This window comes from Corynebacterium sp. MSK039, from assembly GCF_030232315.1.
Classification (GTDB): Bacteria; Actinomycetota; Actinomycetes; order Mycobacteriales; family Mycobacteriaceae; genus Corynebacterium.
Genome location: NZ_JASPJL010000008.1, coordinates 1 through 25,920, shown reverse-complemented (window position 1 = coordinate 25,920; position 25,920 = coordinate 1). Strand labels below are relative to the sequence as shown.

Sequence of the window (25,920 nt, the reverse complement as noted above, 5' to 3'; positions counted from 1 at the left end):
GGAAAACTCCGGTGGATCACCACCCCAAGGACCACCCAACCCCCGGAAAGGCAGGGCCAGCATGTCGAACATCATCACGGTCACGCAGCAGACGTTTAAGTCCACCGTTGTCGAATCCGACCTGCCGGTACTCGTCGATTTCTGGGCCCAGTGGTGCCAGCCCTGCCTGCGCATGAACCCCACCCTCGAAGAACTTGCCGAGGAGATGGACGGTCGCGCCGTCGTCGCGAAGGTCAACGTCGACGAAGAGCGCGCGCTCGCAGCGATGTTCCAGGTGATGTCCATCCCAGCCCTCATGGTCTTTAAGGACGGCAAGAAGGTCGCGGAATTCACCGGCCTGCAGCAGAAGGGCACCCTCGTCGAGAAGCTGGAATCCCTCGCCTAGACCGCGGGAAACCCTGGACCACCAGCAACTGTTCGGAAAGTAGGACGCAGCGAGCCGTGACGGATAAACAACACGCCGAGAACCGCGCACCCCGCGTGGGCCAGCAGAATGTGCTGCTCACCGTGGGCGATAAGAGCCCCCGGGTCGCCGAGGTGCGCAGCGCACTGGCCCGGCTCGGCATGCTCTCCGATTACGGCGCCGCCCTCACGGCCTCCAATAACCAACAGTGGTCCGAGGAAGAGGAATTCTTCGACGCCCTCCTGGCAACCACCCTGCGCGCCTTCCAGCAGCAGCGTGGCATCATCGCCGACGGCGTAATCAACGAGACCACCCTGCGCGCCCTGCGCGAGGCCTCCTACAAGCTCGGCAACCGGGTGCTGAGCCTGCAGGACCCACAGTACGTCGGCGACGACGTCTCCGAACTCCAGTCTCAGCTCTACGACCTGGGCTTTTACACCGGCCGCGTGGACGGGCACTTCGGCCCGGACACCCACCAGGCCGTCACGCAGTACCAGTTCGAGTACGGGCTGAACGCCGACGGCATGGTCGGCCCGGACACCCTCCGCGCACTGGCCTACCTGGGCCGCCGCATCACCGGTGGCTCCCCGAACTCCATCCGCGAGAAGGAGATGATCCGCGCCGCGGGTCCGCAGCTCTCCGGCAAGCGCGTGGTCATCGATCCAGGCTGCGGCGGCGACGACCAGGGCACCGCCGTGAAGGGGCCCTACGGCACGATCACCGAGCAGGAGATCCTCTGGGACCTCGCCAACCGCCTGGAGGGGCGCATGATCTCCGCGGGCATGGAGACGATCCTCTCCCGCAGCCGCACCGCAAACCCCAGCGACACCGAGCGCGCGGATCTGGCCAATGCCTTCGGCGCGGACCTGGTGATCTCGCTGCGCACGGATCACTACCCGAACGAGCGCGCGAACGGCGTGGCCAGCTTCTACTTTGGCTCCGAGAACGGCTCGAGGTCCATGGTGGGCGAGAAGCTCTCCGGCTACATCCAGCGCGAGATCGCCGCCCGCACCGACCTGCTGAATTGCCGCACCCACGCCCGCACCTGGGACATCCTGCGGCTCACGAAGATGCCGACCGTGCAGGTCGTCCCCGGTTATCTGACGAACCCGGCGGACGCAGCGGCGCTGACCTCGCCGGAGGTGCGCGACATCATCGCGGAGGCCATCGTCGTCTCCGTGAAGCGCCTGTACCTGATGGACCAGGACAGCCACCGCACCGGGCAGTTCAGCTTCACGGAGCTCCTGCGCATCGAGCAGCAGTAGGGGAGCGGGGCCTAGAAGGCCTCGCCCTCGTGGTCCAGGAAGAGGTTATACGCACCGGAGACCTCACGGCGGTAGCGCGGGTAAAGCTCGTGATCGTCCACGCGCTCGAACTCGGCCTCCTCAACCACATCCATGGAGAGCATCGGAGCGACGCTGAGGGCGTCCTTCAGCAGGTTGCCCGTGTGCAGGGCCTCCGGCGTCTGCCAGCCACGATAAGCCTCCGGCACGTAGCTGGGAGCGTTCTCGATCCGCAGGCTGGGGTCCAGGCTGGACCGGGAGCTCGCCGCACTCGACGGGGAGGGGAAGGACGGCGTCCCGCTGTACTCCACGCCCGCATCCCGGGCCACGCCTCGGGATTCCTGCTCCTGCTTGCGCAGAAGCTCGTCGAGGGCGTCCTCGTCGCGGGCGAAGACCTCCACGGCGCTGAACCCGCGGCGGCCGGCCTCCACGAGGACCGTCTCGATGAGGCGGTGCTCCAGGTAGAGGCCCATGAAGGCATCCTCGACGTATACATCGCTCAGCAGGAGCGCGTCGGAGGACACAGAGGAGGGCAGGCCCTCCACTCCCGGCAGGAAGCGCGTTGGGGCGAAGAAGACGGTCGCGGCGGGTTGCAGCTTGCGACCGGGCACGCCCGTGCCCACGAAGGCGGTGAAGCCGCAGGTGCCCCAGCTCATGAGGGTGCGCTGGATCCACAGCTGCTTGTCGAAGGCCGGGTCCTCGGTATGGGTCGGCCCATACAACGGATCCCACGGCAGCGCCCAGAACGTGCTGAGTGCGGCATCTTCCGTGATTTGCTCCGCGTTATCAAAGCTCAGAGCGCGGATTTCAACCTCCACGGTCTCTCCCTCCCTGATGAGCTTAAGCCGGTCGGCTCAACTATCGCGTGATGATGTGTCTGTACGGGAATGCAACGCCGTAAACCTCGTGGGCTCGACCCGCGTGGGCCGGGTGTTGCTTCTGGGGCCTATTTTAGGACGGCGGTTGGCCCCATGAGGGAATTTAGGAAATCGGCCCAAAAAACTTGGATTGTTTCACGTGAAACAATTTCGTGCGGCGCTGGGCGGATTGCGACGCTGATCGTCGTTCCGACGCACCGTCACGGCGGGCTACGACGGTCGCGCCAACCTGGTTTAACTCACCGGGTGCCGTTGTCGGCAGCCGCCACTTTTGGCAGCCACGGGCGCCGCCGAGTACCGAAACTACTGCTCGCCGCCGCCGAGGATCTCGATGATGCGGTCGAAGTCTTCCTGGCCACCGAACTCGACGACGATGCGGCCGCGCTTCTTGCCCATCTGGACGCTGACCTTGGTCTCCAGGGTGTCCGCGAAGTCGTCCACCCAGCTGTTGACGTAGTCCGGCAGGGGAGCAGGGGTGCACTGCTTGCGCTCCTGCTTCTGCCCTTCGCCACGGTTCATCAGCGTGACCGCTTCCTCCGTGGCGCGGACGCTCAGGCCCTCGGCGACGATGCGGTCAGCCAGCTGTGCCTGCGCTTCCTCGCCGCCCTTGAGCCCCAGCAGGGCACGGGCGTGGCCTGCACTGAGCACGCCTGCGCTCACGCGCCGCTGCACCGCGACGGGCAGCTGGAGCAGGCGAATCATGTTCGCGATCAGGGAGCGGGAGCGCCCGATGCGCTTGGCCAGCTGCTCCTGGGTCACGCCGAACTCCTCCAGTAGCTGCTGATAAGCGGCCGCCTCCTCAAGCGGGTTCAGCTGTACGCGGTGGATGTTCTCCAGCAGGGCATCGCGCAGCATCGCGTCGTCCTGCGTCTCACGGACGATGGCCGGGATCGTCTCCAGGCCAGCCTTCTTGGAGGCTCGGAGGCGTCGCTCACCCATGATGAGCTCATAGGGAGCAGGCGCTCCGCTGACCGGACGAACCACAATAGGCTGCATGAGCCCGAACTCCCGGATGGAGTGGACCAGCTCGTTCAGCTGCTCCTCATCGAAGACCGCACGCGGCTGCTTCGGGTTCGTCGTGATCGCGTCGAGGGGGAGTTCCTGATAGGTCGCGCCAAAGCTATCCACATTGGGGACGTCCGGGCCGCCGGACTCGCCGTGAGGCTCAGCCGAGCTCTGCGGTGCGGTCGAACCCTCCGGTGCGGACGAGCTTGCGGTGCGAGACTGGGAACCGCTCTTCTTCTCGGCGCCGTCCTTCGAAGCGCCAGCCTTCACAGGCTTCGAACCCTTGGTCCCCTTGGCATCCGAACCGGTGGCTCCGCCCGACCCCGCGGAGGCGGATTTTTGGGTCTGTTCGCCGGAGTTCTCGCCCATACTGGAGGTTGGGCGATTAACGTCACTGTGACGAATATCCGCTCCGCCATGTCCAGACGCCGATCCGGCGCCGCCGCGAGCAGCATCGCCGGAATCCTGACCCGCGTTCCGGCGGGCCGCTGCACCGCCCGCGCCACCGCCGCCGAGAATCACGTCGGCCGCGCCGTTGCCCAGACCCGGGCGGGATGGCCCGGTCGGGATCAGGCTCGCGAGACCGCGACCGAGTCCGCCGCGTCGGGTGGCCTCCCGGTCGGGGAGGGCCGCGGGCATCGCCGGCTTACGGGCAGCGCCGCGCGGCGCCTTCGCGCCACCCTGAGCGCTCGAAGCCTTCTTAGATGCCGAATCCTTCTTAGCCACGGTCTTTACCTTCAATCCAAAGTTGTGATGATGGGGGAGGCGGGGTCTGCCCGGAAATCGGGCATTGTTTCACGTGAAACATTCGAGGGTTTAGATGTTGTGCAGCTCCGGCGCGATGCCGATCGGGGCGGTCTCCTCGCTCGGGAGGTAGTCGCCACGCTTGGCGAACTCGACAGCGGCGTCAAAATAAGCCAGGGCGCCGCGCGAACCACCGTCGTACTGGAGAACGGTCTGGCCGTACCCCGGAGCCTCGGACACCTTGACGGACCGCGGGATGTGGTTATCCAGGACCACGGAGCCGAAGTGGTTCCGCACCTCGTCGGAGACCTGCTCGGAGAGCTTCGTGCGGCCGTCGTACATGGTCAAGAGGACGGCGCTGATGTGCAGGTTTTTGTTGAGGTTCTCGCGGATCATCGAGATGTTGTTGAGCAGCTGGCCTACGCCCTCGAGCGCGTAGTACTCGCACTGGATCGGGATGAGGACCTCATCCACCGCGGTCATCGCGTTGATGGTGAGCAGGCCAAGGGAGGGCGGGCAGTCGATAAACACGTAGTCGAAGCCCTGTTCGGCCAGGAAGTCATCGTTGATCGCATCGACCAGGCGGTATTCGCGGCGAACCATGGACACCAGCTCGATCTCAGAGCCGGCAAGGTCGATGGTGGCCGGGATCGTGTAGACGTTCTCGTTCACCGGGTTCTGCTGCATCACCTCGGCAGCGCTCATCTCACCGATCAGCAGTTCGTAGCTGGAGGGGGTGCCCATCCGGTGCTCGGCGTCGAGTGCGGTGGAGGCGTTGCCCTGCGGGTCCAGGTCGATGACCAGAACCTTGAGGCCGTGCAGCCCCAGCGCCCAGGCGAGGTTCACCGTGGAGGTGGTCTTACCCACCCCGCCCTTCTGGTTGGCGATCGTGATCTTCCGGGGCTTCTCCGGCTTCGGAAGTTTCAGGTTGTGGGCGTTCTGCATTTTGGCAGCCTGGCGCGCGGCCTGCGCGATCGGGGTGTCATCCCACTGCATTGGTGCCACTACCTTTCCTCCGTCCGTCGCGATCCTTGCGATCGCGGCAATGTTTCACGTGAAACAATTTCCTTTGAGGCGCTAGCTCTAGCGCGCCTTTTCCACAATGACGGCGAAGGTGGATTCCTCCAGCACGCCCTTGCCCAGCTCAACCACGGAGCGTTTCCCTCCGCCAACCTTATCAATCTGGGCCTTATCCCGCTCCAGCTCTTCAGCCACGGAGCTGCCCTTCAAAGCGCGCATCTGGCCGCCCACACGGGCCAGGGGGAGGGACCACTGGCACAGCCGACCCAGGGGGGCGACGGCACGCGAGGTCACGACGTCCGCGCCCGCAAGCTTCCGGACGATTGCCTTTTCTTCCGCGCGCCCACGGTGGACCTCGACGTTGTCCAGGCCAAGGTCCTCGACGACCTCTTCCAGGAACTTCGTGCGGCGCAGCAGCGGCTCCAGCAGCTGCACCTTCACGTTGGGACGTGCGATGGCCAGCGGGATACCTGGGAGGCCCGCACCGGAGCCGACGTCGATGACCCGCTCGCCGTCCTTGATGATCTCGGCGAGGACGGCGGAGTTCATGATGTGGCGATCCCAGATGCGGGGCACCTCGCGGGGGCCGATGAGGCCACGCTGGATGCCGGCGGTCTCAAGCCACTGGGCGTAGCGTTCGGCCAGTGGAGCGCGGTCGCCAAAGACCTCAGCCAGGTTCTCCGGGCGCAGCCCATCGACCTGCAGCTCGCCCCCGTGGTTATCCGGCGTCAGGGACGTGATCTGCTGCTCACCGGTAGAGTCGCCGGCAGCCGCGGCACCCTTATTGAGGTGCGCAGCGGCCGGGTTGGGGGACTGGTTTTTCGAAGCGTCAGAATCACGATGTTTCACGTGAAACATTCTAGTGCCTTTCCACGACAACCCAACTCCCTCCCAGAACGGGTGGGGAAGAGAACCACGGGAGGGTGGCGACGTCCTAAAAGGGCAAAGAAAAAGCGCCACACGGCGAACCGTGCGGCGCTAGGGGCGGAAGGCTGGAGCTACTTCTTCCGCTTCTTATTGTTCTGCGGCTTCGCGCCCGGCTTCGGGGCGGAGGTGCGGCGAGCCTCGAGCTTCGCCTGGCGCTCCTCCTCCTCTTCCTTATCCATGATGCCGAACAGGATGCGCTGCTGGACGAAGGTCCACAGACCGTTGGTGAACATGTACAGAGCCAGACCAACCTGCCAGAGGAAACCACCGGCCAGGATCAGCAGCGGCATGAACCACAGCATGATGCGCTGCATCATGTCCATCTGCATCTGCATCTGCTGAGCCTTCAGGTCATCAGCTGCCGGCTTCGGGTTATTCGCCTGACGCTTCTTGTTGCGGTTCAGGGACAGGCGAGCGGTGAAGTGCATGATCACCGCAGCGCCCAGCATCAGCGGCAGGACGACGGCGATGATGTTCGCCTTCGTGAAGTCCGGGGCGATGCCTGCCGGGGAGAAGGCGCCGTAACCGGAGGGGTCCATGGAGATGTAGGAGGACAGCGGCGCACCGAACAGGCGGGCGTCGAGGAAGGACTGAACCTCGTCCACGCCGAAGACGTAGTTCGGGGTGTTACGGGTCTCCTCGATGCTCATGCCCAGCTGGCCAGTGCCCGTGCCGGTGCGGTTGAAGGAACGCAGCACGTGGAACAGGCCAATGAAGATCGGCATCTGAACCAGCATCGGGAGGCAGGCCGCCATCGGGCGGACACCCATCTCCTGCTGCGCCTTGCGCACCTCAACCATCAGCTTCTGCTGATCATTGGCGTACTTGCGCTGGAGTTCCTTCATCTTCGGCTGGAACTCCTGCATCTTGCGCGAGGAGCGGAGCTGGTTAGCGGTGGGCTTGACCAGCAGGATACGGATAGTCACCACGAGGAAGACGATGGAAAGCGCCCACGTGATGCCCGCGGCCGGGTCGAGCACATAGCCAAACACTTTGTGCCAGAACCACAGGACCGCTGAAATCGGGTAATAAATAAAATTCAGCACGTCTGGAGGGATCCTCTACTTTTCGGACGTCTCAAAATCTTGCGGAGTCTCTTCAGGCTTGGGCTTAGCCCTGCGCTTGCGGGGCGGAACGGGGTCCCACCCGCCCGGATGCCAAGGGGCACAGCGCAACAGCCGACCTATTGACAGTAACAGCCCCTTGAGCAGACCATGCCTTTCCAACGCCGTGAGAGCGTAATTACTGCAGGTCGGCTCGAAGCGGCATGATGGCCCCATTTTAAGGGGCGAAAGGAAATCCTGATAGGCCAACACCGCTCGGCGAGCCAGCGCGGCACGGCCAGTGACGCGGCGACGCGCGGTACGGCTGTCGGCGCCGGGCTTGAAGTCAGCCTGGGAGCCCGGATTGCGGTGGGATTCGGCTCCGGGCTGTGAGCTGTGCTCAGCGGATTGCCCACTGCCCCCAGTAAGCGAAGCACTGTGCTCAGCGGGAGAGCCGGGAGAGGCAGCGTCGCACATCGGCCTCCAACTCCTTACTGCTCGCTTTCGCGCTGGCGGGAAGGGCGCGCACCACCACAAAGCTGGTCTCCTGCAGCTGCGGGGACGCCGCGGTGGCGTCGTCATCGATGATGGTGGCCAGGACGGCGCGCAACTTCCGGGAGACAGCGTGGCGGACCACGGCGTTGCCGACCGCCTTGGAGACGATGAGGCCCGCGCGCGGTCCGCCGGTTAGCTCCAGCGGCGCGTTGGGGCCAGGTTCCGGGGTCCAGAGGTGGACGACGACGGTGCGGCTGCCCTTGCGCGCACCCTTCTTCACCACGGTGCTAAACAGCGCGGAGGAGCGGAGACGGTGTTCCGGTGCCAGCATGGGCGGCTCCTTCGTGGTCGGGTGGGTGCACGCGGGACTGAAAGCAGATTGCCCCGCATAAGGGTGAAATTACAGCAAAAACGGCGCCCACCGAGTGGCAGGCGCCGGAGCTTCCCACGTGGTGGGAGAGTGCGCGGCCAGGCTGGCCGCCCGCTCGATTAAGCGGTCAGGGACTTGCGGCCCTTACGACGACGTGCGGACACGATCGCGCGACCTGCGCGGGTGCGCATGCGGGTGCGGAAGCCGTGCACGCGTGCGCGACGGCGGTTATTAGGCTGGTAAGTACGCTTCGACACGGTACTTCACTCCTTAAAACTACGCGCGGAGGCGAAGCGCTGCGGCACCGTGATTAGGCGATGGCAGGGAGTATTCCCTGCCACTGCGCCCGTGCGGTGCGCTGTACGCCACGCTGTCCACGCCGGTGGACTTGTGGTTGCCAGGGCTTCGGCGCCACGTGTGGAATGTGGGCGACGCAAAGCATCCGGCCAAAACGGCATCCGATACAAGGTCGGCTGTTGCCATAGACCGTTTAAGAATACTCAGCGGGGGAGCCGAAAACCAAATCTTCGCAGGATGACAGGCGTGTCATTTAAATCGCGGCTCGTGGAAAACTCCGCGCAATGCTGCGCTTTTGTGGATTGATCATCACACACGGTGGAATGTCAATCCACACAGCTTGTGGATAACTTCTCCACCCCCGAAGGTTAAAGCACTGGTTTAGGGTTCGTTTGCGCAGGTCAACAGTATTTTCCTTGAAAATTAGAAGTTATCCACAGGAGCGGGGTAAATTGGGGACAACTCAATGGACAAGTTATCCACAGGTGTGGACAGCTCTGTGGAAGCCCAGAACACACGCCAAATCCGGCTGTGGGTAAAAATGTGGGTTCAGTGTGAACTCACGTGTAAATTGAAATGTCCTTAACGGTTACCCCCGACCCCGGAAGAGAAGAAAAAGGCTCGCGCATGACACACGCCCCAGATCCCGCGGATCCCACAAAATTCGCCACCATCTGGCACGGCCTCGTCGACGCGTGGATCGAGGGCGACGGCACTCAGTTCCCGCCGCTCTCCGCCTCCTCCCGCAGCGTGCTGCGGCAGATCCAGCCCGTCCTCTTCATCAACGGGATCGCCGTGATGACCACGCCAAACGAGTGGTCCAAGGGGGTCGTGGAGGGCGCGCTCGCCGAGCCGATCGAAAAGGTTCTCGGGGATATCCTGCAATCCCCAGTCACCCTCAGCCTCTCCATCCGGGAAGCCGAGCCGGAGGACGCAACCCCGCCGGCCAGCGCCAACACCGCTGGTAACGCTGCCGAACAACAGGCGCCAGTCGCCGACTCCGCAGCACACACCCCGGCACCATCCACCCCAGCTGCTCACTCGACAACAGCGCCCGCGCCGGCAACCCCCACAGCAACAGAGGCCCGAGCAACACAATCCACGGCGCCATCCCAGCCCTCCGCACCCGCGGAATCCCCACAGCACGACCCGAAGCAGGACGAGCACACCCGCATCCTCGCCGCCGAGCGCCTGGCCCAGCAGCACCAGGGCGCCAACCAGCCAGAATCCCGCAACGAGGCCTTCGTGCCGGCCGAGGCGTCGTCGTCCCCAACCGCGGACACAGACGAGGGCGACCGGGACTCGGACACCCTGCTGAACAAGAAGTACACCTTCGAAAGCTTCGTCATCGGCGGCTCCAACCAGTTCGCGCACGCCGCCTGTCGCGCCGTCGCCGAAGCCCCAGCTCGCGCCTATAATCCGCTGTTCATCTGGGGCGAATCCGGCCTCGGCAAAACCCACCTGCTGCACGCCATCGGCCACTATGCCAAGGAGCTGCAGCCGGACATGCGCGTGCGCTACGTGTCCAGCGAAGAGCTGACCAACGACTTCATTAACTCCATCGCCAACGACCGCCGCGAGGAGTTCAAACGCGAATACCGCAACCTGGACATGCTGATTGTGGACGATATCCAGTTCCTGCAGGGCAAGGAGTCCACGCAGGAGGAGTTCTTCCACACCTTCAACGCGCTACACCAGGCGAATAAGCAGATCGTGCTTTCCTCCGACCGTCCACCACGCCAGCTGACCACCCTCGAGGACCGCCTGCGCACTCGTTTCGAAGGCGGGTTGATTACGGACGTCCAAACCCCCGACCTGGAAACCCGCATGGCGATTCTGTCCCGCAAGGCGGCCGCGGAGGGCACCACGCTGCCGGAGGACGTGCTCGAGCTGATCGCGAGCCGGTACGAGACCTCCATCCGCGAGTTGGAGGGCGCGCTGATCCGCGTGACGGCCTATTGCTCCCTGGGCAAGGAGCCGATCACGAAGCAGGCGGCGGAGATCGCGCTGCGGGACATCATGCCGGTCGACGATGTGCAGATGACCCCGCAGGTCATCATCGATGTGGTTTCCTCTTACTTCGACCTGACCGTCGATGAGCTGGTGGGGAAGGGGCGCACGAAGCGTTTCGTGCAGGCGCGCCAGATCGCGATGTATCTGTGCCGTGAGCTGACGGATCTTTCGCTGCCGAAGCTGGGGCAGGCTTTTGGCGGCCGCGACCACACGACGGTCATGCACGCGGAGCGGCGCATTCGGGAGCAGTTGACGGAGGATCGTGTCACCTTTAACGAGGTCCAGGAGCTGACGCAGCGCGCGAAGGCCGCGGCGCGGGGTTAGTCCTTCTTTCTCGAGCTTTCTTCGTGGAGTTCCGCAGGTTTCGGGACGTCAACGCGCCCGTCAGGGTTACTGCGGGCGGTTCTTGAGGCAGTTCTTGGGGTGGGGCCTTCAATTTTGGGACGTCCGCGCGGGGCGGGGGAGCCGGATTCTTGGATTTTTGTGGCTGGCACACCGCGTTGTGCTTGGGGGCGGAAACGCAAATTCTTGGGGGTAACGCTGGGGGCTCGGGGGATTCTCGTCCACAGTTGTGCACAGTTATCCACAGCATTCGGTGGATAACTCACCCGGAATGTGGATAAAAATAGGTCCTTGACCATGATTTTCGGAAGTTATCCACATGTCCACAGGGTTTTCCACAAGCGTAATTACAAGTTTGTGTTTCCGGGTGGATTAAGTTGAGGTTCAAGGTTGAAGCTCGTGACCTGGGGTTTCTGTGGATAACTACCCAGATCTTGGGAAACCGCAGGTGGATGGGCTGTGGATAACTCGCGAGTGACAAAAGTTATCCACAGTTGGGCACAATTATCCACAGAGTCGTCCACCCGAACCCCACACCCCGAATCGGCCCCCGGCGTGGGTAAATGACATGTTTTCCACAGTTTTCACACCCCCTACTAACACTGCTGAACTTCCCAATTGGCAAAAAGAGAAGAAATTGGTGGTGTGCATAGTCCCGGTCTGCCCGGCGAAGCCGTGCCAAGCCTCGAAGGGGAGCGAATAACAAGCAAAGGGAACTTTCTTCGGCCGTGTCCGGTGCGTCGGCTAGTCTTGAGACTCGAAGAAAAAGACAAAGTTTTGAAGCACGTTCAAGGCGATGAACGTTGACCGGAGGGACAGCTCAGCATGGAGCAAGAAAATGTGAGTTTCTCGGTTGCGAAGGATGATTTCGCATCTGCACTGGCATGGGTCGCCCGTGCGCTGCCCACGAAGCCAACCCAGCCGATCCTGCGTGGCGTGATGATCCTCGCGGATGACGATGGCCTGGAGCTGTCGGGCTTCGACCGGGAAGTCTCCACCCGCGTGCGCGTGAATGCCAATGTTGACGAGCCAGGCCGCATCCTCGTGGCCGGTAAGTTGGCATCCGACATCGTCGGCGCACTTCCGGGTAAGGAAATCACCATGGAGTACTCCGGCTCCACGGTCCTGGTCCGCAGCAGCAGCTCCCGCTTCGAACTTCCCGCGATGACCATCGAGGATTACCCAGTCCTGCCGGACATGCCGGCCGTGACCGGCACCATCGACCCGAATCTCTTCACCGAGGCCATCAGCCAGGTCGCCATCGCCGCGGGTAAGGACGACACCCTCCCGATGCTCACCGGTATCCGCATGGAGATCGAGGGCGAAAATGTGGTTCTCGCAGCAACCGACCGCTTCCGTCTGGCTGTTCGTAGCTTCCAGTGGAACCCGGCTGCGGCTGATGCCACCGCTGAGCTGCTGATCCCGGCCCGCACGCTGGCGGACACCGCCCGCACCCTGGATCACAGCCTCAACGACCCGATCGAGATCGCCATCGGTTCGGGGGAGGACATCGGTGCGGACGGCCTGCTCGGCATCGTCACAGATGCCCGCCGCACGACCACCCGACTGCTGGATGCGGACTTCCCGAAGTTCCGCCCGCTGCTGCCGGCCCGCCACAACGCGATGGCCTCCGTGGAGATCGCCCCGCTGCAGGATGCGATCCGTCGTGTCTCCCTGGTCGCGGAGCGTAATTCCCAGATCCGGATGCACTTCGAGGAGTCCACGCTGACGCTGTCCGCCGGAGGCTCCGATGTGGGTCAGGCTGAGGAAGTCCTGAACTGCGCCTACCACGGCGAGCCGCTGACCATCGCCTTCAACCCGGCGTACCTCAAGGACGGTCTGAGCGCGATCCACACCGAGCGCGTGGTCTTCGGATTCACCCAGCCCTCCCGCCCCGCGATCCTCATCCCTGCCCCGGCCGAGCTGCCGGAGGCCGAGGAGGACGGCACCTTCCCGGACCCGGAGACCAACTTCAAGTACCTGCTCATGCCGGTGCGCCTGCCGGGCTAAAGCCGGCGCGAACCCTCGGCATAGAGTGGAATCATGTTTGTCCGCAGCCTAGAACTCCACGACTTCCGGTCGTGGCGGGAACTCTCGCTGCAGCTGGACCCGGGTGTCACGGTGTTCTCCGGGCCCAACGGGCACGGCAAGACCAACATCGTCGAGGCCCTGGGCTACCTGGCCCACCTGGGCTCCCACCGGGTGAACACCGATTCCGCGCTGGTTCGGGAGGGCCAGCAGATCGCCCGGGTCTCTGCCACGGCGGTGAACCACAACCGCGAGCTCACCGCCCACATCGCGATCCGTGGCCACGGATCCAACCGTGCCCACATCAACCGCACTCAGCTGGCCACCACCAGCGAGCTGCTGGGCATCGTCCGCACCACGCTGTTCTCCCCGGAGGACCTCGCCCTGGTGCGCGGCGAACCGGAGCAGCGCCGCAAGTTCCTCGACGAAATCATGGTCGCCCGCTACCCGCGGCTCGCGGCGGTGAAGGCGGATTACGATAAGTCCCTGCGCCAGCGCAACGCTCTGCTGCGCAATAACGCCTACGCGCTGCGCATCGCCCCCGAGAACGACACGGAGCGCCTCTCAGCACTTGCCACCCTGGACGTGTGGGACGCCCAGCTGGCCGCGTTGGGCGGGCAAATCATGTCCGCCCGGGTGCAGATCGTTCACGACCTCGCACCACACGTCGCGCAGACCTACGCCAGGCTCGCCCCCGAATCCCGGCCCGCGCACATGGCGTACACCTCGACCGTGGACGCGGACCTGGCCCAGGTGGGTGTGCTGCTGGGGGAGGCAGAGCTCGAACGCGACCCAGCCGCGGAGCTGGCGCTGCTCTCCCCGGAGGTCGCGGAGGCCACGTTGCTGCAGGCCTACGCCCGCAAGCGCACCCAGGAGGTGGACCGCGGCACCACGCTGATCGGCCCGCACCGCGACGACCTCGTGCTCATGCTGGGTGCCCAGCCCGCCAAGGGCTTCGCCTCCCACGGGGAATCCTGGTCCTTCGCCCTGGCGCTGCGGCTCGGCGCGTTCTTCATGCAGCGCGAGGATGGCGTGGAACCGGTGGTCATTTTGGATGACGTTTTCGCGGAGTTGGATTCCTCCCGACGTCAACAGCTCGTCGGGCTGCTCACCGAAGCCGAGCAGGTGCTCATCACCGCGGCCGTGGGTGAAGATATTCCGGCTGAGCTGCGGGATATCGCCACGTTCCATGATGTTCGCGCGGTGCATGTCACCGAGGAGGGCCAGCAGCGGCGGATCTCCGTGATCGACGAGACCATCCCCCGCGATAGCGTCCTGGAGCAGGCTGCCGACGAGGGTGAGCAGGCGTGACGGAACACCAGCCACGCGAGCAGCAGCCGCCTGAGAATCCCAACCGCGAGGAGCAGTTCCTCGACCCCGTCGCCCAGGCCCTGGAAGCCATCAAAAAAGCCGGCGGCAAGCCCGCGACCGGCAAGAACGCCGATCTTCCCCGCATGGCGCGCAGGAATGGCTGGAACCGGGGCCGCCGCGGCACGCTCGCGGAACCTGCCGCGGACTCCGGCAGCACCGGCAGCGCAGCGCGCACCAGCTCTGGCGTCCAGCGCATCAAAACCCGCATGGACGGCCGCGCCGACCGCAGTTACCGCGACCCCGGCAGCTTCGCCGCCCTGCTCAGCCGCGAAATCCGGCGTCAGGGCTGGGAGGAAAACGTTGGTGTCCGCCGCCTCATGCAGGACTGGGAACACCTCGTCGGCCCCAAGATCGCCGCACACACCCGGCCGGTGAAATTCGACGAGAAAAACAAATTCCTCCACGTCCAGAGCGACTCCACACCCTGGGCGACCCAACTCCGCCTCATCCAGGCAACCATCCTGAAGAAAATCGCCCAGGAGCTGGGGCCGGACGTCGTCGTCGAACTAAAGATCCACAACCCGGACTACGGGCCGCGACAGACCGGCCGCCTCCGCGTCCAGGGGCGGGGCAAACGTGACGATTACGGCTGAGCGCCACGGTGCGCCACGCAGCTCGCCCGGGCAGCCAGAAACTGTATTTTCGCAGGAAAAGCCGGTAGACTGGTGGAGTTAATTAGTGGCACACGAAGGAGTTTTACCCACCGTGGGTGCACCAGAACCGCAGAACACGCCAGCTCCGCACGAGCACAAGCCGGGTGACTACGACGCATCGTCGATCACCATCCTCGAGGGCCTCGAGGCCGTCCGGAAGCGCCCGGGCATGTACATCGGCTCCACGGGAGAGCGTGGCCTCCACCACCTCATCTGGGAGGTCGTGGACAACTCCGTGGACGAGGCCATGGCGGGCTACGCCAAGAAGGTCTCCGTCACGCTGAAGGAGGACGGCTCCGTCGAGGTTTCCGACGACGGCCGTGGCATCCCGGTGGAGATGCACCCTTCCGGCGCCCCGACCGTGCAGGTCGTCATGACGCAGCTGCACGCCGGCGGTAAGTTCGACTCCGATTCCTACGCGGTCTCCGGTGGTCTGCACGGTGTTGGTATTTCCGTGGTCAACGCCCTGTCCACCCGCGTGGAGACCCGCATCGTCCGCGACGGCTACGAGTGGTACCAGGAGTTCATCAACGCGGTGCCGCAGGAGCTCGTGCAGGGCAAGAAGAAGCGCGGTTCCGGCACCACCCAGCGGTTCTGGCCGGACCCGGAGATCTTCGAGACCGTGGAGTTCAACTTCGACACGGTCGCCAAGCGCCTGCAGGAGATGGCATTCCTGAACAAGGGCCTGACCATCACCCTCACCGACGAGCGCCCGCAGGCCATCGAGGCCGAGGAGCCGGAGGAGGGGCTCGAGGACCTCACCGAGCAGGCTGAGGCCCCGAAGTCAGCTGAGGAGCGCCAGGCGGAGGAAGAGGCCAAGAAGAAGAAGGGCCCGCGCACCAAGACGTACCACTACCCGGAGGGTCTGAAGGACTACGTCGCGTTCATCAACCGCAAGAAGCAGCCGATCCACCCGACGATCGTCAGCTTCGACGCCAAGGGCGAGGACCACGAGGTCGAGGTCGCGCTGCAGTGGAACGACGGCTACCAGCAGTCCGTCCACACCTTCGCGAACACCATCAACACCTTCGAGGGCGGTACCCACGAGGAGGGCTTCCGCGCCGCGATGACCTCCTTGATCAACCGCTACGCGCGCGATCAGAAGCTGCTGAAGGAGAAAGAGTCCAACCTCACCGGCGACGACGTCCGTGAGGGCCTGGCTGCCGTCATCTCCGTCCGCGTCGGTGACCCGCAGTTCGAGGGCCAGACGAAGACGAAGCTGGGCAACACCGAGATCCGCGGCTTCGTGCAGCGCGCGATCAACGAGCACCTCTCCGACTGGCTGGACGCCAACCCGGCCGAGGCGAAGGTTATCGTGCAGAAGGCTGTGGCCTCCGCGCACGCTCGCCAGGCGGCCCGCAAGGCCCGTGACCTGGTGCGCCGCAAGTCCGCCTCCGATATGGGCGGGCTGCCAGGCAAGCTGGCCGACTGCCGTTCCAAGGACCCGATCAAGTCCGAGCTCTACGTGGTGGAGGGTGACTCCGCAGGTGGTTCCGCGAAGTCCGGCCGTGACTCGATGTACCAGGCCATCCTGCCGCTGCGCGGCAAGATCCTGAACGTCGAGAAGGCCCGCATGGACCGCGTGCTGAAGAACGCCGAGGTGCAGGCGATCATCACCGCGCTGGGCACCGGCATTCACGATGAGTTCGACATCAACAAGCTGCGCTATCACAAGATCGTGCTGATGGCCGACGCCGACGTGGATGGCCAGCACATCGCAACGCTGCTGCTCACCCTGCTGTTCCGTCTGATGCGTCCGCTCGTCGAGGGTGGCTACGTGTATCTGGCCCAGCCGCCGCTGTACAAGCTGAAGTGGGGCAAGGGCGAGCCGGGCTATGCGTTCTCCGACCGGGAGCGCGATGAGCAGCTGGAGAAGGGCCTGGCAGAGGGCCGCAAGATCGACACGGATGATGGTATCCAGCGCTACAAGGGTCTCGGCGAGATGAACCCGAAGGAGCTGTGGGAGACCACGATGGATCCCACCACCCGTACGCTGCGCCAGGTGTCCCTGGAGGACGCGGAGGCTGCTGACGAGCTGTTCAGCATCCTGATGGGCGACGACGTTGTCGCCCGCCGTAGCTTCATCACCCGCAACGCGCGCGACGTCCGTTTCTTGGACGTCTAGCGTCCGGGTTCCGGTCTGGGGGCGGTCGGCGCCGGCGTGGGGGCTGGCGCCGGACAGGCTGGGCTCGGTCAGGAGTCCGGTGCCAGCTCGTGACCCAAGATTAGGGGGCCTAATCTTGGGTTCGGTGGGGGTGTATCCAAGATTATTGGGCGAATCTTGGGTGTATAGCGTGACCGAAAGCTCTTCTTTAGTCTCTGCCGGGTGGAGGGCCCCCAACGAGAACTCGAGGCACCAGGCCCACAGCATTATCTTGATATAGCCAAATGTGTTCGGGGCCACACATATCATGTGACGGGTGAGCAAAAATAACGAAGTTTCCGTCGAGGACGTGCACCGCCAGTGGGTGCACGTGCAGATGGCGGACGGCACCACCACGGCCGTGCGCATCTTCACCCCACCGCTAGCGGGCAGCGAAGCCCCAGCTAACCCGGCCTCTGCTGTGACTCAGGCCGGCGCCGAGGCTGGTGCCCAGGCCGGTAGCAAGCCCGGCAGCTCCGCCACGAGCGCTGAACCAGCCGAGCCACGCACCGCCGCAGAGAGCGGCCATGATGGCAAGAGACCCCTGGTCATCCTGTGGCCGGGCTTCGGTGTCGGCGCCCGGTATTACGAGCCGATCGCCAAGGAACTCGCGACCCGAGGCTGGATCGTCGCCATCGGCGAGCTACACGGTCAGGGTGAGTCCACTGCCGCCGCCAGCCGCACCCAGGATTGGGGGTACCACGACCTGGCGAGCTCCGATTTCCCGCGCACCATCCGCGCGGTCAAGCGCCGCTTGGAGCTGGGGGAGAAGTACCCGACAATCATGCTGACCCACTCGATGGGTGGGCAGATGGCCGCGGTGTTCATGGCCCGTCCGGAGGCCAAGGAGCTCAACGTTCTGGGCTACATGGGTGTTGGCACCGGCACCCCGTACTACCGGGGCTTCACTGGGCGCACCCGCATCGAGCTCAAGCTCGGCTCCCTGCTGATGAGCGCGATCGTGTTGGCCCGCGGCTACCAGCCGGAGGGCCTGCTGGATATCGCCAATTACGGCCGTCAGGCGCGCAACCACATCCTGGAATGGACCAAACTCGCGCAGCGCAATAGCTTTAAAAACCTGCACGGCCAGGACATGGACTACGTCGCGGCGATGAAGGATACGTATACGACTATCCTGCTCACGCGCTTTTCCAACGACGACGACTGCCCCCTCGACTCCGCGAAGAATCTTGCGCTGCTCTTCCCGCAGGGCTGCGTCGCGGTGGAGGAGTACCCCGCGGAGGTGGAGCAGCTCGGCCACAACCGTTGGGCGCGCCAGCCGCAGGTCGTGGCCGACCGCTTTGAGCGCTGGGCCGCCACGGTCGAGGCCACTGCCTAGGCCACGGTCGAGGCCTAGCGTCGAGGACTAGCCCCGAGGGCTTCAAGGTCCTAGTCAGTGCCCGGCACCCTCAAGGCGAAGCGCCCGAGGCCGCGCCCAAGGCGTAGTCCAGCAAGCGCGGTCGGCGCTTAGTTTTCCTCCGGCGCGGACACCGCCGGGTTCGCGAGCGTGGCGTTGTGGCCCATCAGCACGGCCGGGCCTTCCAGGACCACGCCTGGTCGCATGTGCTTCTTCAGCTCCTCGGTTGCCGGCAGGCAGGCGGTCAGCGCGAAGCCGCGGGCATTCGGGGTGTCCTGAATGACGAAGAACTGCTTGCCAGTGAGCTCATTGGTCGCGCCCCGGATCCCGGCGACGGTGATCCGCACGTGGTTCCAGGGGTTTATCGCGTTGGTCTCGCCGTCGAAGAAGGCCTGCGCAGCTGGGGAGATCAGCCGCGGCTTCGTGATGACACCATCCTCGCGGACGTGCTCCGGGTGGGCCTGCCGCCAGGCCGCCTCGCTGGGATAGAGGTGCATCTTGCCACCACCCAGCGCTGCGGTGAGGCAGAAGTTCACCAGCGGGATCATGCCGTCCTCGTCGGCGTTCGCGGCGATCTTGCCCTCCTTGACCACCTCTGGCCCGGAGATTGTCGAGTAGGAGAAGAAGTCATCAACGGCGCAGGTCACGCGCGCGGCGATCTCGCCTTCGGTGTTGAGCACATCCACGAGCGCGACCGTCGGGGTGATGAGACCCACCCGCGCGGCCGTGGTCTCGGGGTGCATGAGGGAGACCGCGACGGTGGAGTTCTTGTCCCCCATGAAGCGGATCATCCGCGCCCCGGAGGGGTCGATGTACGGGGAGATCATCTTGTAGCCGTGCGCGTTCGCAAGCCCCTGGTTCTGCTCCTCGAAGGACCGCTGAATCATCTGATCCAGTGGTTCCCCGTAGAAGCCGAGGGCTGCGAATTCCGCCTGTGGGGTTGGGAGGACGTTCTGAGCCATGCTGTTCGCCTGCACCTTGCCTTTCGTGTTCTGGCTGGGCTTTTCAAGCCGGCGGTATCTTCTCCCTCCATTCTGGCAGAGGCGGGGGCGGATTGTTTCACGTGAAACATTCGGGACGCCAACGGGGCGACGTCCTAGAAAAACGGCGACCCTGACGGCTGCCGAGAGAGACGGGGGCGACGTCCGCCTCTGGTTGCGGTGGTCCGAAAATGGCCCTACCCGATGCGGTAGCGCTGGGGGTCGACGAATTCCCGCTTCGCCTCGCCCGAAATTCCGCCCTCGGCGATGATCCGGCGCACAAACTCGGCGCTGAGCTTCGGCGTGCGGGTCTGCGTGGCGTAGTCGTTGTGCACCAGGCCGAAGCGCTGCGCCTCGCCGTCCGCCCACTCCCAGTTATCCACGAAACACCAGTGGTAATAGCGCTCAAAGGGCAGGTCAGAGGCACTAATCGCGGCCAGATGGTCGTAGATGAAGCGGCAGCGGAAGTTCTCCAGACTCGTCGGGCTGCCGTTATCGCAGGTGCCGTTCTCCGTCACCCAGATCGGGGCGGGGTAGCGCTCGTGCATCCAGCCGGCGCACTCGATCAGGCCCTCCGGGTAGATCTCCCAACCAAGGTCATTGACCGGCTTGCCGGGCAGCGTGCCGTCTTCGAAGCCCGCGGACGCCGTGCGCGAGTAGTAATTCAGCCCCAGGTAGTCGTAGTACTTGCCGGGAGAAATATCCGAAGGCTGGCGGCCCAGCACGCCCCGGAACTTCCCACCAAGCATCGCGTGGCTGAGCTCGTCCTGGAAGAGGAAGGCACTGGACCGGGAGGCCAGCCGGTGCAGCGGATTACGCTCCTGAGCAGGCACGAAGGCCCGCATGTGGTGCGCGAAGCCCACCCGCGCGCCCGACTGAATCCCGTGGATCAACCGGTATGCGCGGCAGTGCGCGATCGCCATGTTCCGCATCACCTTCAACGCCAGCCGGTAGGACTTCTTCGCCGGCGGTGCCTCGTGGAAGAGGAAGCCGGAGGTGGCGTAAACATTCGGCTCGTTGATGGTGACCCAGTCCGTGACCAGGTCGGATAGCCCCTTGACCACGTGGCCCACGAAGCGCAGCCAGTGCGCGATATTCTCCGGCTTCTCCCATTCGCCGAGCCGCTGGAACCACAGCGGGTTATTGAAGTGGTGCAGGGTCACCAGCGGCACCATCCCGCGCTCCTTGACCAGCGCGATTTCCTCCCGGTAGCGGTCCATCGCGGCGGTGTCCCACTGCCCGGGCGCGGGTTCGATGCGGGACCATTCGATGCCCATCCGGTAGGTCTTGAGCCCCAGGGAGCCCATGAGTTCGGTGTCCTCCCGCCACCGGTTCCAGTGGTCGTTGGCGCGCAGCGGGCTGGTGCCGTCGGCGATGGTGCCGGGGTGTTGGGCCCACTCGTACCAGTTGTTGTTCCGGTCGCCACCCTCGATCTGTAGGGAGGACGTCGCCGTCCCGATCATCAGCTTGCCCAGCGGTAGGAAGGTGGTGGGGGAGGCAGGCATCGTGTTCTCCTTCGGTTGTGGGTTGTTTTGTTCAGCGGTCGCGCGGAAAGTTTTGCGCTTAGCGGGTGGATTGGATTTTTAGGACGAGGACGCCTCCGACCAGGCACATCGCACCTGCCAGGAGATAGAGCCCCGTGTAGCCCCCGAGCAGGGCGAGAGCGATCGCTGCGATGGAAGGGGCCAGCGTGTTCGGCAGCAGGACGGCGAGGTTCATCAGGCCCATGTGGGTAGCGCGCTCCTGCTCGGTGGGGAGCACGGCGTTGACGAGGGCCTGGTCGATGGCTTGGTACACGCCCCAGCTGAGCCCCAGGATCACGGCACCGACGACGACCATCGTGAAGGAGCTGGTGAAGGCCAGCACCGCGCAGGCGACGGCCACCCCAGTGGCGGAGAACAGGATGAAGGGCTTGCGGGCGCCGAGCTTGTCGGAGAACCAGCCAGACCACAGAGCGGTGGCGACCACGCAGCCGGCGAACACAGCCGTGAGGATCAGCACGCCGAGCTCGGGGTCGTGGAAGCCGATGCGGTCGCGCAGGTAGTAGAGCAGGAAGAATAGCGCGATCGCCTGGGCCAGCATCAGCAGCAGGCGGGTGATGAACATCCAGTAGAAGTCCGGGGCGTCCTTCGGGTTGGGGACGACGCGCCGGGCAGCCGCGAGGCCCGTGGGTGCCGTTCCCGTGGCACCGGCTTTCGGTTGGTCAGCTGCGTGTTCAGCGCCGTGTGCGGGGCTGGCCGCCGGGCTTGTGTTCGGGCCCGCTTCCGGGTCGGCGGAGCCCGCCAGCCAGGGGAGTGGCTCCCGGTCGCGGCTGAGGAAGGGCACCGCCGTCGTCAGCAGCACGGCGATGACAGCGGCGTACGCCCAGGGGCGGGGGAGCGCGACGGAGAGCGCCGTGCCGAGCACGATGCCCAGGGTGTACGTCATACCCATCACGCCGGAGACGGTGCCGAACTGCCGCTCGGTGACCTGGTCGGGGACGATGGACTGCGTTGGCGTCACTGCCAGGGCGATGGCGAACTGGAAGACCATCCACGCCGCCAACAACAGGCCGTAACCCAAGGTGCGGGAGTCCCCGGGCAGCGTTGCGGTCCATCCCGCGACACCGAGTGCTACCGAGGCGATCGTGATGCCCGCGATGATCCACGGGGTGCGGCGGCCCAGCGAGGAGCGCGTCCGGTCGGAGAAGATCCCGGCGAGCGGGGAGGCGAGCAGGCTGACAAGCCCGCCGGCCGTCATTAGTAGCGCGAGCTGGCGTTCCTTATCCTCCGGGAACCACACCAGGATCTGGGCGGAGAGCAGAAGATTCGTCGGGGCTGCCCAGGCGATGTTCTGGCCGAGGTACATCAGGCCAAAGCGCGAGATCCATCCCCGGGAGACTTCTTGCTTGGGGCTTTGCACAACAGTCACGGGGAAAATCATAGTTTTCGCAGCAAACGTTTTTGGGCTTTTAAGAATCCCCGCCACTGGTCCGTGCGCTCAAAAACTGTGCGCTGACGTGGTAGAATGGTTGGGTCTATTCCAAGTAGAAAGGTTCACCAACTCCAGTGAGCGACGATACTAACGGTGGAGATAACCTGTTCGACCGCATCGAACCGATCGACTTGCAGAAGGAGATGCAGAACAGCTACATCGATTACGCCATGAGCGTGATCGTGGGCCGTGCCCTCCCGGAGGTTCGGGATGGCATGAAGCCGGTACACCGGCGCATTCTCTACGCCATGTTCGACAACGGCCACCGGCCGGAACGCGGATACGTCAAGTCCGCGAAGCCAGTGGCAGAGACCATGGGTAACTACCACCCCCACGGTGACTCCGCGATCTACGACACCCTCGTGCGCATGGCCCAGCCCTGGTCCATGCGCTACCCGCTCGTCGACGGGCAGGGTAACTTCGGCTCCCGCGGTAACGACGGTGCTGCAGCAATGCGTTATACCGAGTGCCGCCTCACCCCGCTGGCGATGGAGATGGTCCGCGACATCCGCGAGGACACCGTCATCTTCCAGCCGAACTACGACGGCAAGACCTCCGAGCCGACCGTCCTGCCCTCCCGTGTTCCGAACCTGCTGATGAACGGTTCCGGCGGCATCGCCGTCGGCATGGCGACCAACATCCCGCCGCACAACCTCAACGAGCTCGCGGACGCCATCTACTGGCTCCTGGAGAACCCGGAAGCCGAGGAAGCAGAGGCCCTCGAGGCCTGCATGGGCTTCGTGAAGGGCCCGGACTTCCCGACCGCCGGCCTCATCGTCGGCGAGAAGGGCATCGACGACGCCTACCGCACCGGCCGCGGCTCCATCCGCATGCGCGGCAAGGCCGAGATCGAGGAAGAGGGCTCCCGCCAGGTCATCGTCATCACCGAGCTGCCGTACCAGGTCAACCCCGATAACCTGGTCAGCTCCATCGCCGAGCAGGTCCGCGACGGCAAGCTCAAGGGCATCTCCAAGATCGACGACGAGTCCTCCGACCGCGTCGGCCTGCGCATCGTCGTCACCCTGAAGCGCGACGCCGTGCCGCGCGTGGTGCTGAACAACCTCTACAAGCACTCGCAGCTGCAGACCAGCTTCGGTGCGAACATGCTGTCCATCGTCGACGGCGTGCCACGCACCCTCCGCCTGGACCAGATGCTCTCGCTGTACGTCAAGCACCAGATCGACGTCATCGTCCGACGCACCCAGTTCCGCCTCCGCAAGGCCGAGGAAGACGCTCACATCCTGCGCGGCCTGGTCAAGGCACTGGACGCATTGGACGAGGTCATCGCCCTGATCCGCAACTCCGCGACCGTGGATATCGCGCGCGAGGGCCTGATGGACCTGCTGACCGTCGACGAGATCCAGGCCAACGCCATCCTCGCGATGCAGCTGCGCCGCCTGGCAGCCCTGGAGCGCCAGAAGATCATCGACCAGCTGGCCGAGCTCGAGCGCATCATCGCAGACCTCGAGGACATCCTCGCGAAGCCGGAGCGCCAGCGCGCCATCGTCCGCGATGAGCTCGCCGAGATCGTCGAGAAGTACGGCGACGAGCGCCGCACCCAGATCGTCTCCGCCACCGGCGACGTCTCTGAAGAGGACCTCATCGCCCGCGAGAACGTCGTCGTGACCATCACCTCGACCGGCTACGCGAAGCGCACGAAGGTGGACAGCTACCGCAACCAGCGACGCGGCGGCAAGGGCGTGCGCGGTGCCGAACTGCGGCAGGACGACGTCGTCCGCCACTTCTTCGTCTGCTCCACGCACGACACCGTCCTGTTCTTCACGAACATGGGCCGGATGTACCGCCTGAAGACCTACGAGCTGCCGGAAGCGACCCGCACCGCACGCGGCCAGCACGTCGCCAACCTGCTGGAATTCCAGCCTGGCGAGCAGATCGCGCAGGTCATTCAGATCCAGTCCTTCGAGGACGCCCCGTACCTGGTGCTCGCCACCGCGCAGGGCCGCGTGAAGAAGTCCCGCCTCACGGACTACGCCACCACCCGTTCCTCCGGCCTGATCGCCATCAACCTCAACGAGGGCGACAAGCTGATCGGCGCGCAGCTGTGCTCCGCCGAGGATGACCTGCTGCTCGTCTCCGAGGAAGGCCAGGCCATGCGCTTCACCGCCGACGACGAGACGCTGCGCCCAATGGGCCGCGCCACCGCCGGTGTGTACGGCATGCGCTTCCGCGGTGAGGACCAGCTGCTGGCCATGACGGTCGTGCAGGAAGACTCCGCGCTGTTCGTCGCCACCTCCGGTGGTTACGGTAAGCGCACCCCGATGGAGGAATACCCGGCGAAGGGCCGTGGCGGCCTGGGTGTTGTGGCCTTCAAGTACCAGAAGTCCCGCGGCAAGCTGATCGGCGCGCTGACGGTCACCGAGGATGACGAGATCCTCGCGATGACCAGCGCCGGTGGCGTGATCCGCACCGAGGTCAACCAGATCCGCGAGACCGGCCGCTCCACCATGGGCGTGCGCCTGGTCGACCTGGATAAGGGCGTTGAGCTCGTCGCCGTCGACCGCAACGTCGAGGAAGAGGCGGAAGAAGAGGTCGCCCAGGTCGAGTCGAAGCCGAAGGACGCTAAGAAGTGACCCCCGAGGGCACTGAGAAAGTGACCTCGGAGGCTAGCGACCAGGCGGCTGACGCGGTCGAGAAGGATTCGGCACCGGCCAAGGACACGGCCGGGGCTGAGAAGACGGCGGCCGAGACTACGGTGACCGGAAAGGCGGCGTCGGAGAACGCGACGTCCTGGAAGGCGCGGGCTCCGCGCGGACGGGAACTGACGCTGACGTCCATCGACGTGCGCTCCGCCGGCCGGCTCGGCCTGGCGGCTGGCTGCGTCACCTTCGTGGTGTGGGTGCTGGCCTGGATGCTTCTGTGGCTCGTGCTGGCGGTGGCTGGCGTGTGGGGCCGCATGAACACCCTGCTCGCCGACATCGCTGGCTTCGGCGGGATCTCCGGCTGGGGCGTGCTGGGCGCGGTGGCGCTCGTCGGCGTTCTGGAGTTCTTCGTCGTCTGGGGCATCGTGCCGCTGACTGCGTTGGTGTACAACGCGGCGGCGGACGTCCTCGGTGGGCTGAAGCTGCGCGTCGCGGGCGCGGAGGACGCAGCGGCCGTCCCGGACAACTCGACCGCGCCGAAGACGTCGAAAGCATCGGAAGGGGCCTAGCTCAAGGGCCTGCGTTCCGGCGGAAGAAAACTTCATAAAACAGGGACTGACCTGGCGATTTGGTTTATATCGCATCGCATGGATACACTAGTCCCTGTTCGAAGGGCCTATAGCTCAGGCGGTTAGAGCGCATCGCTGATAACGATGAGGTCGGTGGTTCGAGTCCACCTAGGCCCACCATTCGAACACACTTCGAATGAAGTTCGGGGCATTAGCTCAATTGGTAGAGCATCTGCTTTGCAAGCAGAAGGTCAGGAGTTCGATTCTCCTATGCTCCACAGCACGAACCCCAGGTCGCAAGGCCTGGGGTTCCTTTGCGTCTGGGGGATGATGGAGGGGTGAGGGTGGCGGGTTAAGGGTCAAAAAGTGTGTCTGGCCCGGCGTGTCGTGGGGGTTAGATTTGGCCTTTTTGGATGCCGATTGAGT

At 64.7% G+C, this 25,920-nt stretch carries 21 protein-coding genes and 2 tRNA genes; 12 read left to right on the top strand and 11 right to left on the bottom strand.

Annotated elements, in window-relative coordinates; genetic code table 11:
• The first annotated feature begins 61 nt into the window (after positions 1–61).
• Positions 62–385 carry a thioredoxin gene (gene trxA, locus QP997_RS06935; RefSeq protein WP_284759039.1) on the top strand — a complete coding sequence of 108 codons (324 nt, stop codon included), beginning with the start codon at positions 62–64 and terminating at the stop codon, positions 383–385.
• Between the two features lie 56 nt (positions 386–441).
• Positions 442–1,668 carry an N-acetylmuramoyl-L-alanine amidase gene (locus tag QP997_RS06930; protein ID WP_284846664.1) on the top strand — a complete coding sequence of 409 codons (1,227 nt, stop codon included), beginning with the start codon at positions 442–444 and terminating at the stop codon, positions 1,666–1,668.
• 11 nt (positions 1,669–1,679) lie between these two features.
• Here the strand turns inward: QP997_RS06930 and QP997_RS06925 are convergent, their stop codons facing one another.
• The 8 genes from QP997_RS06925 to rpmH form a co-directional block, all read right to left on the bottom strand.
• Positions 1,680–2,504, bottom strand: coding sequence for a hypothetical protein (locus tag QP997_RS06925; RefSeq protein ID WP_284759036.1), 825 nt, complete (start codon positions 2,502–2,504; stop codon positions 1,680–1,682).
• A 363-nt stretch (positions 2,505–2,867) separates the two neighbouring features.
• Positions 2,868–4,295 carry a ParB/RepB/Spo0J family partition protein gene (locus QP997_RS06920; protein ID WP_284846663.1) on the bottom strand — a complete coding sequence of 476 codons (1,428 nt, stop codon included), beginning with the start codon at positions 4,293–4,295 and terminating at the stop codon, positions 2,868–2,870.
• A gap of 90 nt (positions 4,296–4,385) precedes the next feature.
• On the bottom strand, positions 4,386–5,318 hold the full coding sequence (locus QP997_RS06915; RefSeq protein WP_371260077.1) for a ParA family protein: 933 nt from the start codon (positions 5,316–5,318) through the stop codon (positions 4,386–4,388).
• 78 nt (positions 5,319–5,396) lie between these two features.
• Positions 5,397–6,212, bottom strand: coding sequence for a 16S rRNA (guanine(527)-N(7))-methyltransferase RsmG (rsmG, locus tag QP997_RS06910; RefSeq protein WP_284846662.1), 816 nt, complete (start codon positions 6,210–6,212; stop codon positions 5,397–5,399).
• Between the two features lie 119 nt (positions 6,213–6,331).
• On the bottom strand, positions 6,332–7,306 hold the full coding sequence (yidC, locus tag QP997_RS06905; protein WP_284846661.1) for a membrane protein insertase YidC: 975 nt from the start codon (positions 7,304–7,306) through the stop codon (positions 6,332–6,334).
• 15 nt (positions 7,307–7,321) lie between these two features.
• Complete coding sequence (gene yidD, locus QP997_RS06900) at positions 7,322–7,591, bottom strand: membrane protein insertion efficiency factor YidD (RefSeq protein WP_083317298.1); 270 nt, start codon at positions 7,589–7,591, stop codon at positions 7,322–7,324.
• Positions 7,592–7,745: 154 nt separating this feature from the next.
• Positions 7,746–8,129: a ribonuclease P protein component gene (rnpA, locus tag QP997_RS06895; RefSeq protein WP_284846660.1), complete on the bottom strand. Its 384-nt coding sequence runs from the start codon at positions 8,127–8,129 to the stop codon at positions 7,746–7,748.
• Positions 8,130–8,287: 158 nt separating this feature from the next.
• On the bottom strand, positions 8,288–8,425 hold the full coding sequence (gene rpmH / locus QP997_RS06890; protein ID WP_012361251.1) for a 50S ribosomal protein L34: 138 nt from the start codon (positions 8,423–8,425) through the stop codon (positions 8,288–8,290).
• 616 nt (positions 8,426–9,041) lie between these two features.
• Between rpmH and dnaA the strand changes: the two genes are divergently transcribed.
• From dnaA to QP997_RS06860, 6 genes are all read left to right on the top strand, one after another.
• Positions 9,042–10,802: a chromosomal replication initiator protein DnaA gene (gene dnaA, locus QP997_RS06885; protein ID WP_284846659.1), complete on the top strand. Its 1,761-nt coding sequence runs from the start codon at positions 9,042–9,044 to the stop codon at positions 10,800–10,802.
• Between the two features lie 843 nt (positions 10,803–11,645).
• Positions 11,646–12,830 (top strand): DNA polymerase III subunit beta, encoded by a 1,185-nt coding sequence (gene dnaN / locus QP997_RS06880; protein WP_070757940.1) that lies wholly within the window; start codon positions 11,646–11,648, stop codon positions 12,828–12,830.
• A 33-nt stretch (positions 12,831–12,863) separates the two neighbouring features.
• Positions 12,864–14,159 carry a DNA replication/repair protein RecF gene (recF, locus tag QP997_RS06875; protein WP_284846658.1) on the top strand — a complete coding sequence of 432 codons (1,296 nt, stop codon included), beginning with the start codon at positions 12,864–12,866 and terminating at the stop codon, positions 14,157–14,159.
• Positions 14,156–14,812, top strand: coding sequence for a DciA family protein (locus QP997_RS06870; protein WP_284846657.1), 657 nt, complete (start codon positions 14,156–14,158; stop codon positions 14,810–14,812). The genes recF and QP997_RS06870 overlap by 4 nt, the downstream gene beginning before the upstream one ends.
• Before the next feature lie 112 nt (positions 14,813–14,924).
• Positions 14,925–16,997, top strand: coding sequence for a DNA topoisomerase (ATP-hydrolyzing) subunit B (gyrB, locus tag QP997_RS06865; RefSeq protein ID WP_070761307.1), 2,073 nt, complete (start codon positions 14,925–14,927; stop codon positions 16,995–16,997).
• 295 nt (positions 16,998–17,292) lie between these two features.
• Positions 17,293–18,354, top strand: coding sequence for an alpha/beta fold hydrolase (locus tag QP997_RS06860; protein ID WP_284846656.1), 1,062 nt, complete (start codon positions 17,293–17,295; stop codon positions 18,352–18,354).
• A gap of 128 nt (positions 18,355–18,482) precedes the next feature.
• On the opposite strand, the gene QP997_RS06855 is transcribed toward QP997_RS06860, so the two are convergent.
• The 3 genes from QP997_RS06855 to QP997_RS06845 form a co-directional block, all read right to left on the bottom strand.
• Positions 18,483–19,334 carry a hypothetical protein gene (locus QP997_RS06855; protein WP_284846655.1) on the bottom strand — a complete coding sequence of 284 codons (852 nt, stop codon included), beginning with the start codon at positions 19,332–19,334 and terminating at the stop codon, positions 18,483–18,485.
• A gap of 215 nt (positions 19,335–19,549) precedes the next feature.
• Positions 19,550–20,857: a glycoside hydrolase family 1 protein gene (locus tag QP997_RS06850; protein WP_284846654.1), complete on the bottom strand. Its 1,308-nt coding sequence runs from the start codon at positions 20,855–20,857 to the stop codon at positions 19,550–19,552.
• Between the two features lie 58 nt (positions 20,858–20,915).
• Positions 20,916–22,262 (bottom strand): MFS transporter, encoded by a 1,347-nt coding sequence (locus tag QP997_RS06845; RefSeq protein ID WP_284846653.1) that lies wholly within the window; start codon positions 22,260–22,262, stop codon positions 20,916–20,918.
• 137 nt (positions 22,263–22,399) lie between these two features.
• Between QP997_RS06845 and gyrA the strand changes: the two genes are divergently transcribed.
• The 4 genes from gyrA (at position 22,400) to QP997_RS06825 (ending at position 25,772) form a co-directional block, all read left to right on the top strand.
• Positions 22,400–24,916, top strand: coding sequence for a DNA gyrase subunit A (gene gyrA, locus QP997_RS06840; RefSeq protein ID WP_284846652.1), 2,517 nt, complete (start codon positions 22,400–22,402; stop codon positions 24,914–24,916).
• The gene (locus tag QP997_RS06835) at positions 24,913–25,494 is read left to right on the top strand and encodes a DUF3566 domain-containing protein (protein WP_284846651.1); all 582 of its coding nucleotides are present in this window, start codon (positions 24,913–24,915) and stop codon (positions 25,492–25,494) included. Before gyrA ends, QP997_RS06835 begins: the two co-directional genes overlap by 4 nt.
• A gap of 103 nt (positions 25,495–25,597) precedes the next feature.
• A tRNA-Ile gene (locus QP997_RS06830) sits at positions 25,598–25,674 on the top strand.
• Between the two features lie 25 nt (positions 25,675–25,699).
• A tRNA-Ala gene (locus QP997_RS06825) sits at positions 25,700–25,772 on the top strand.
• The last annotated feature ends 148 nt before the right edge of the window (positions 25,773–25,920 follow it).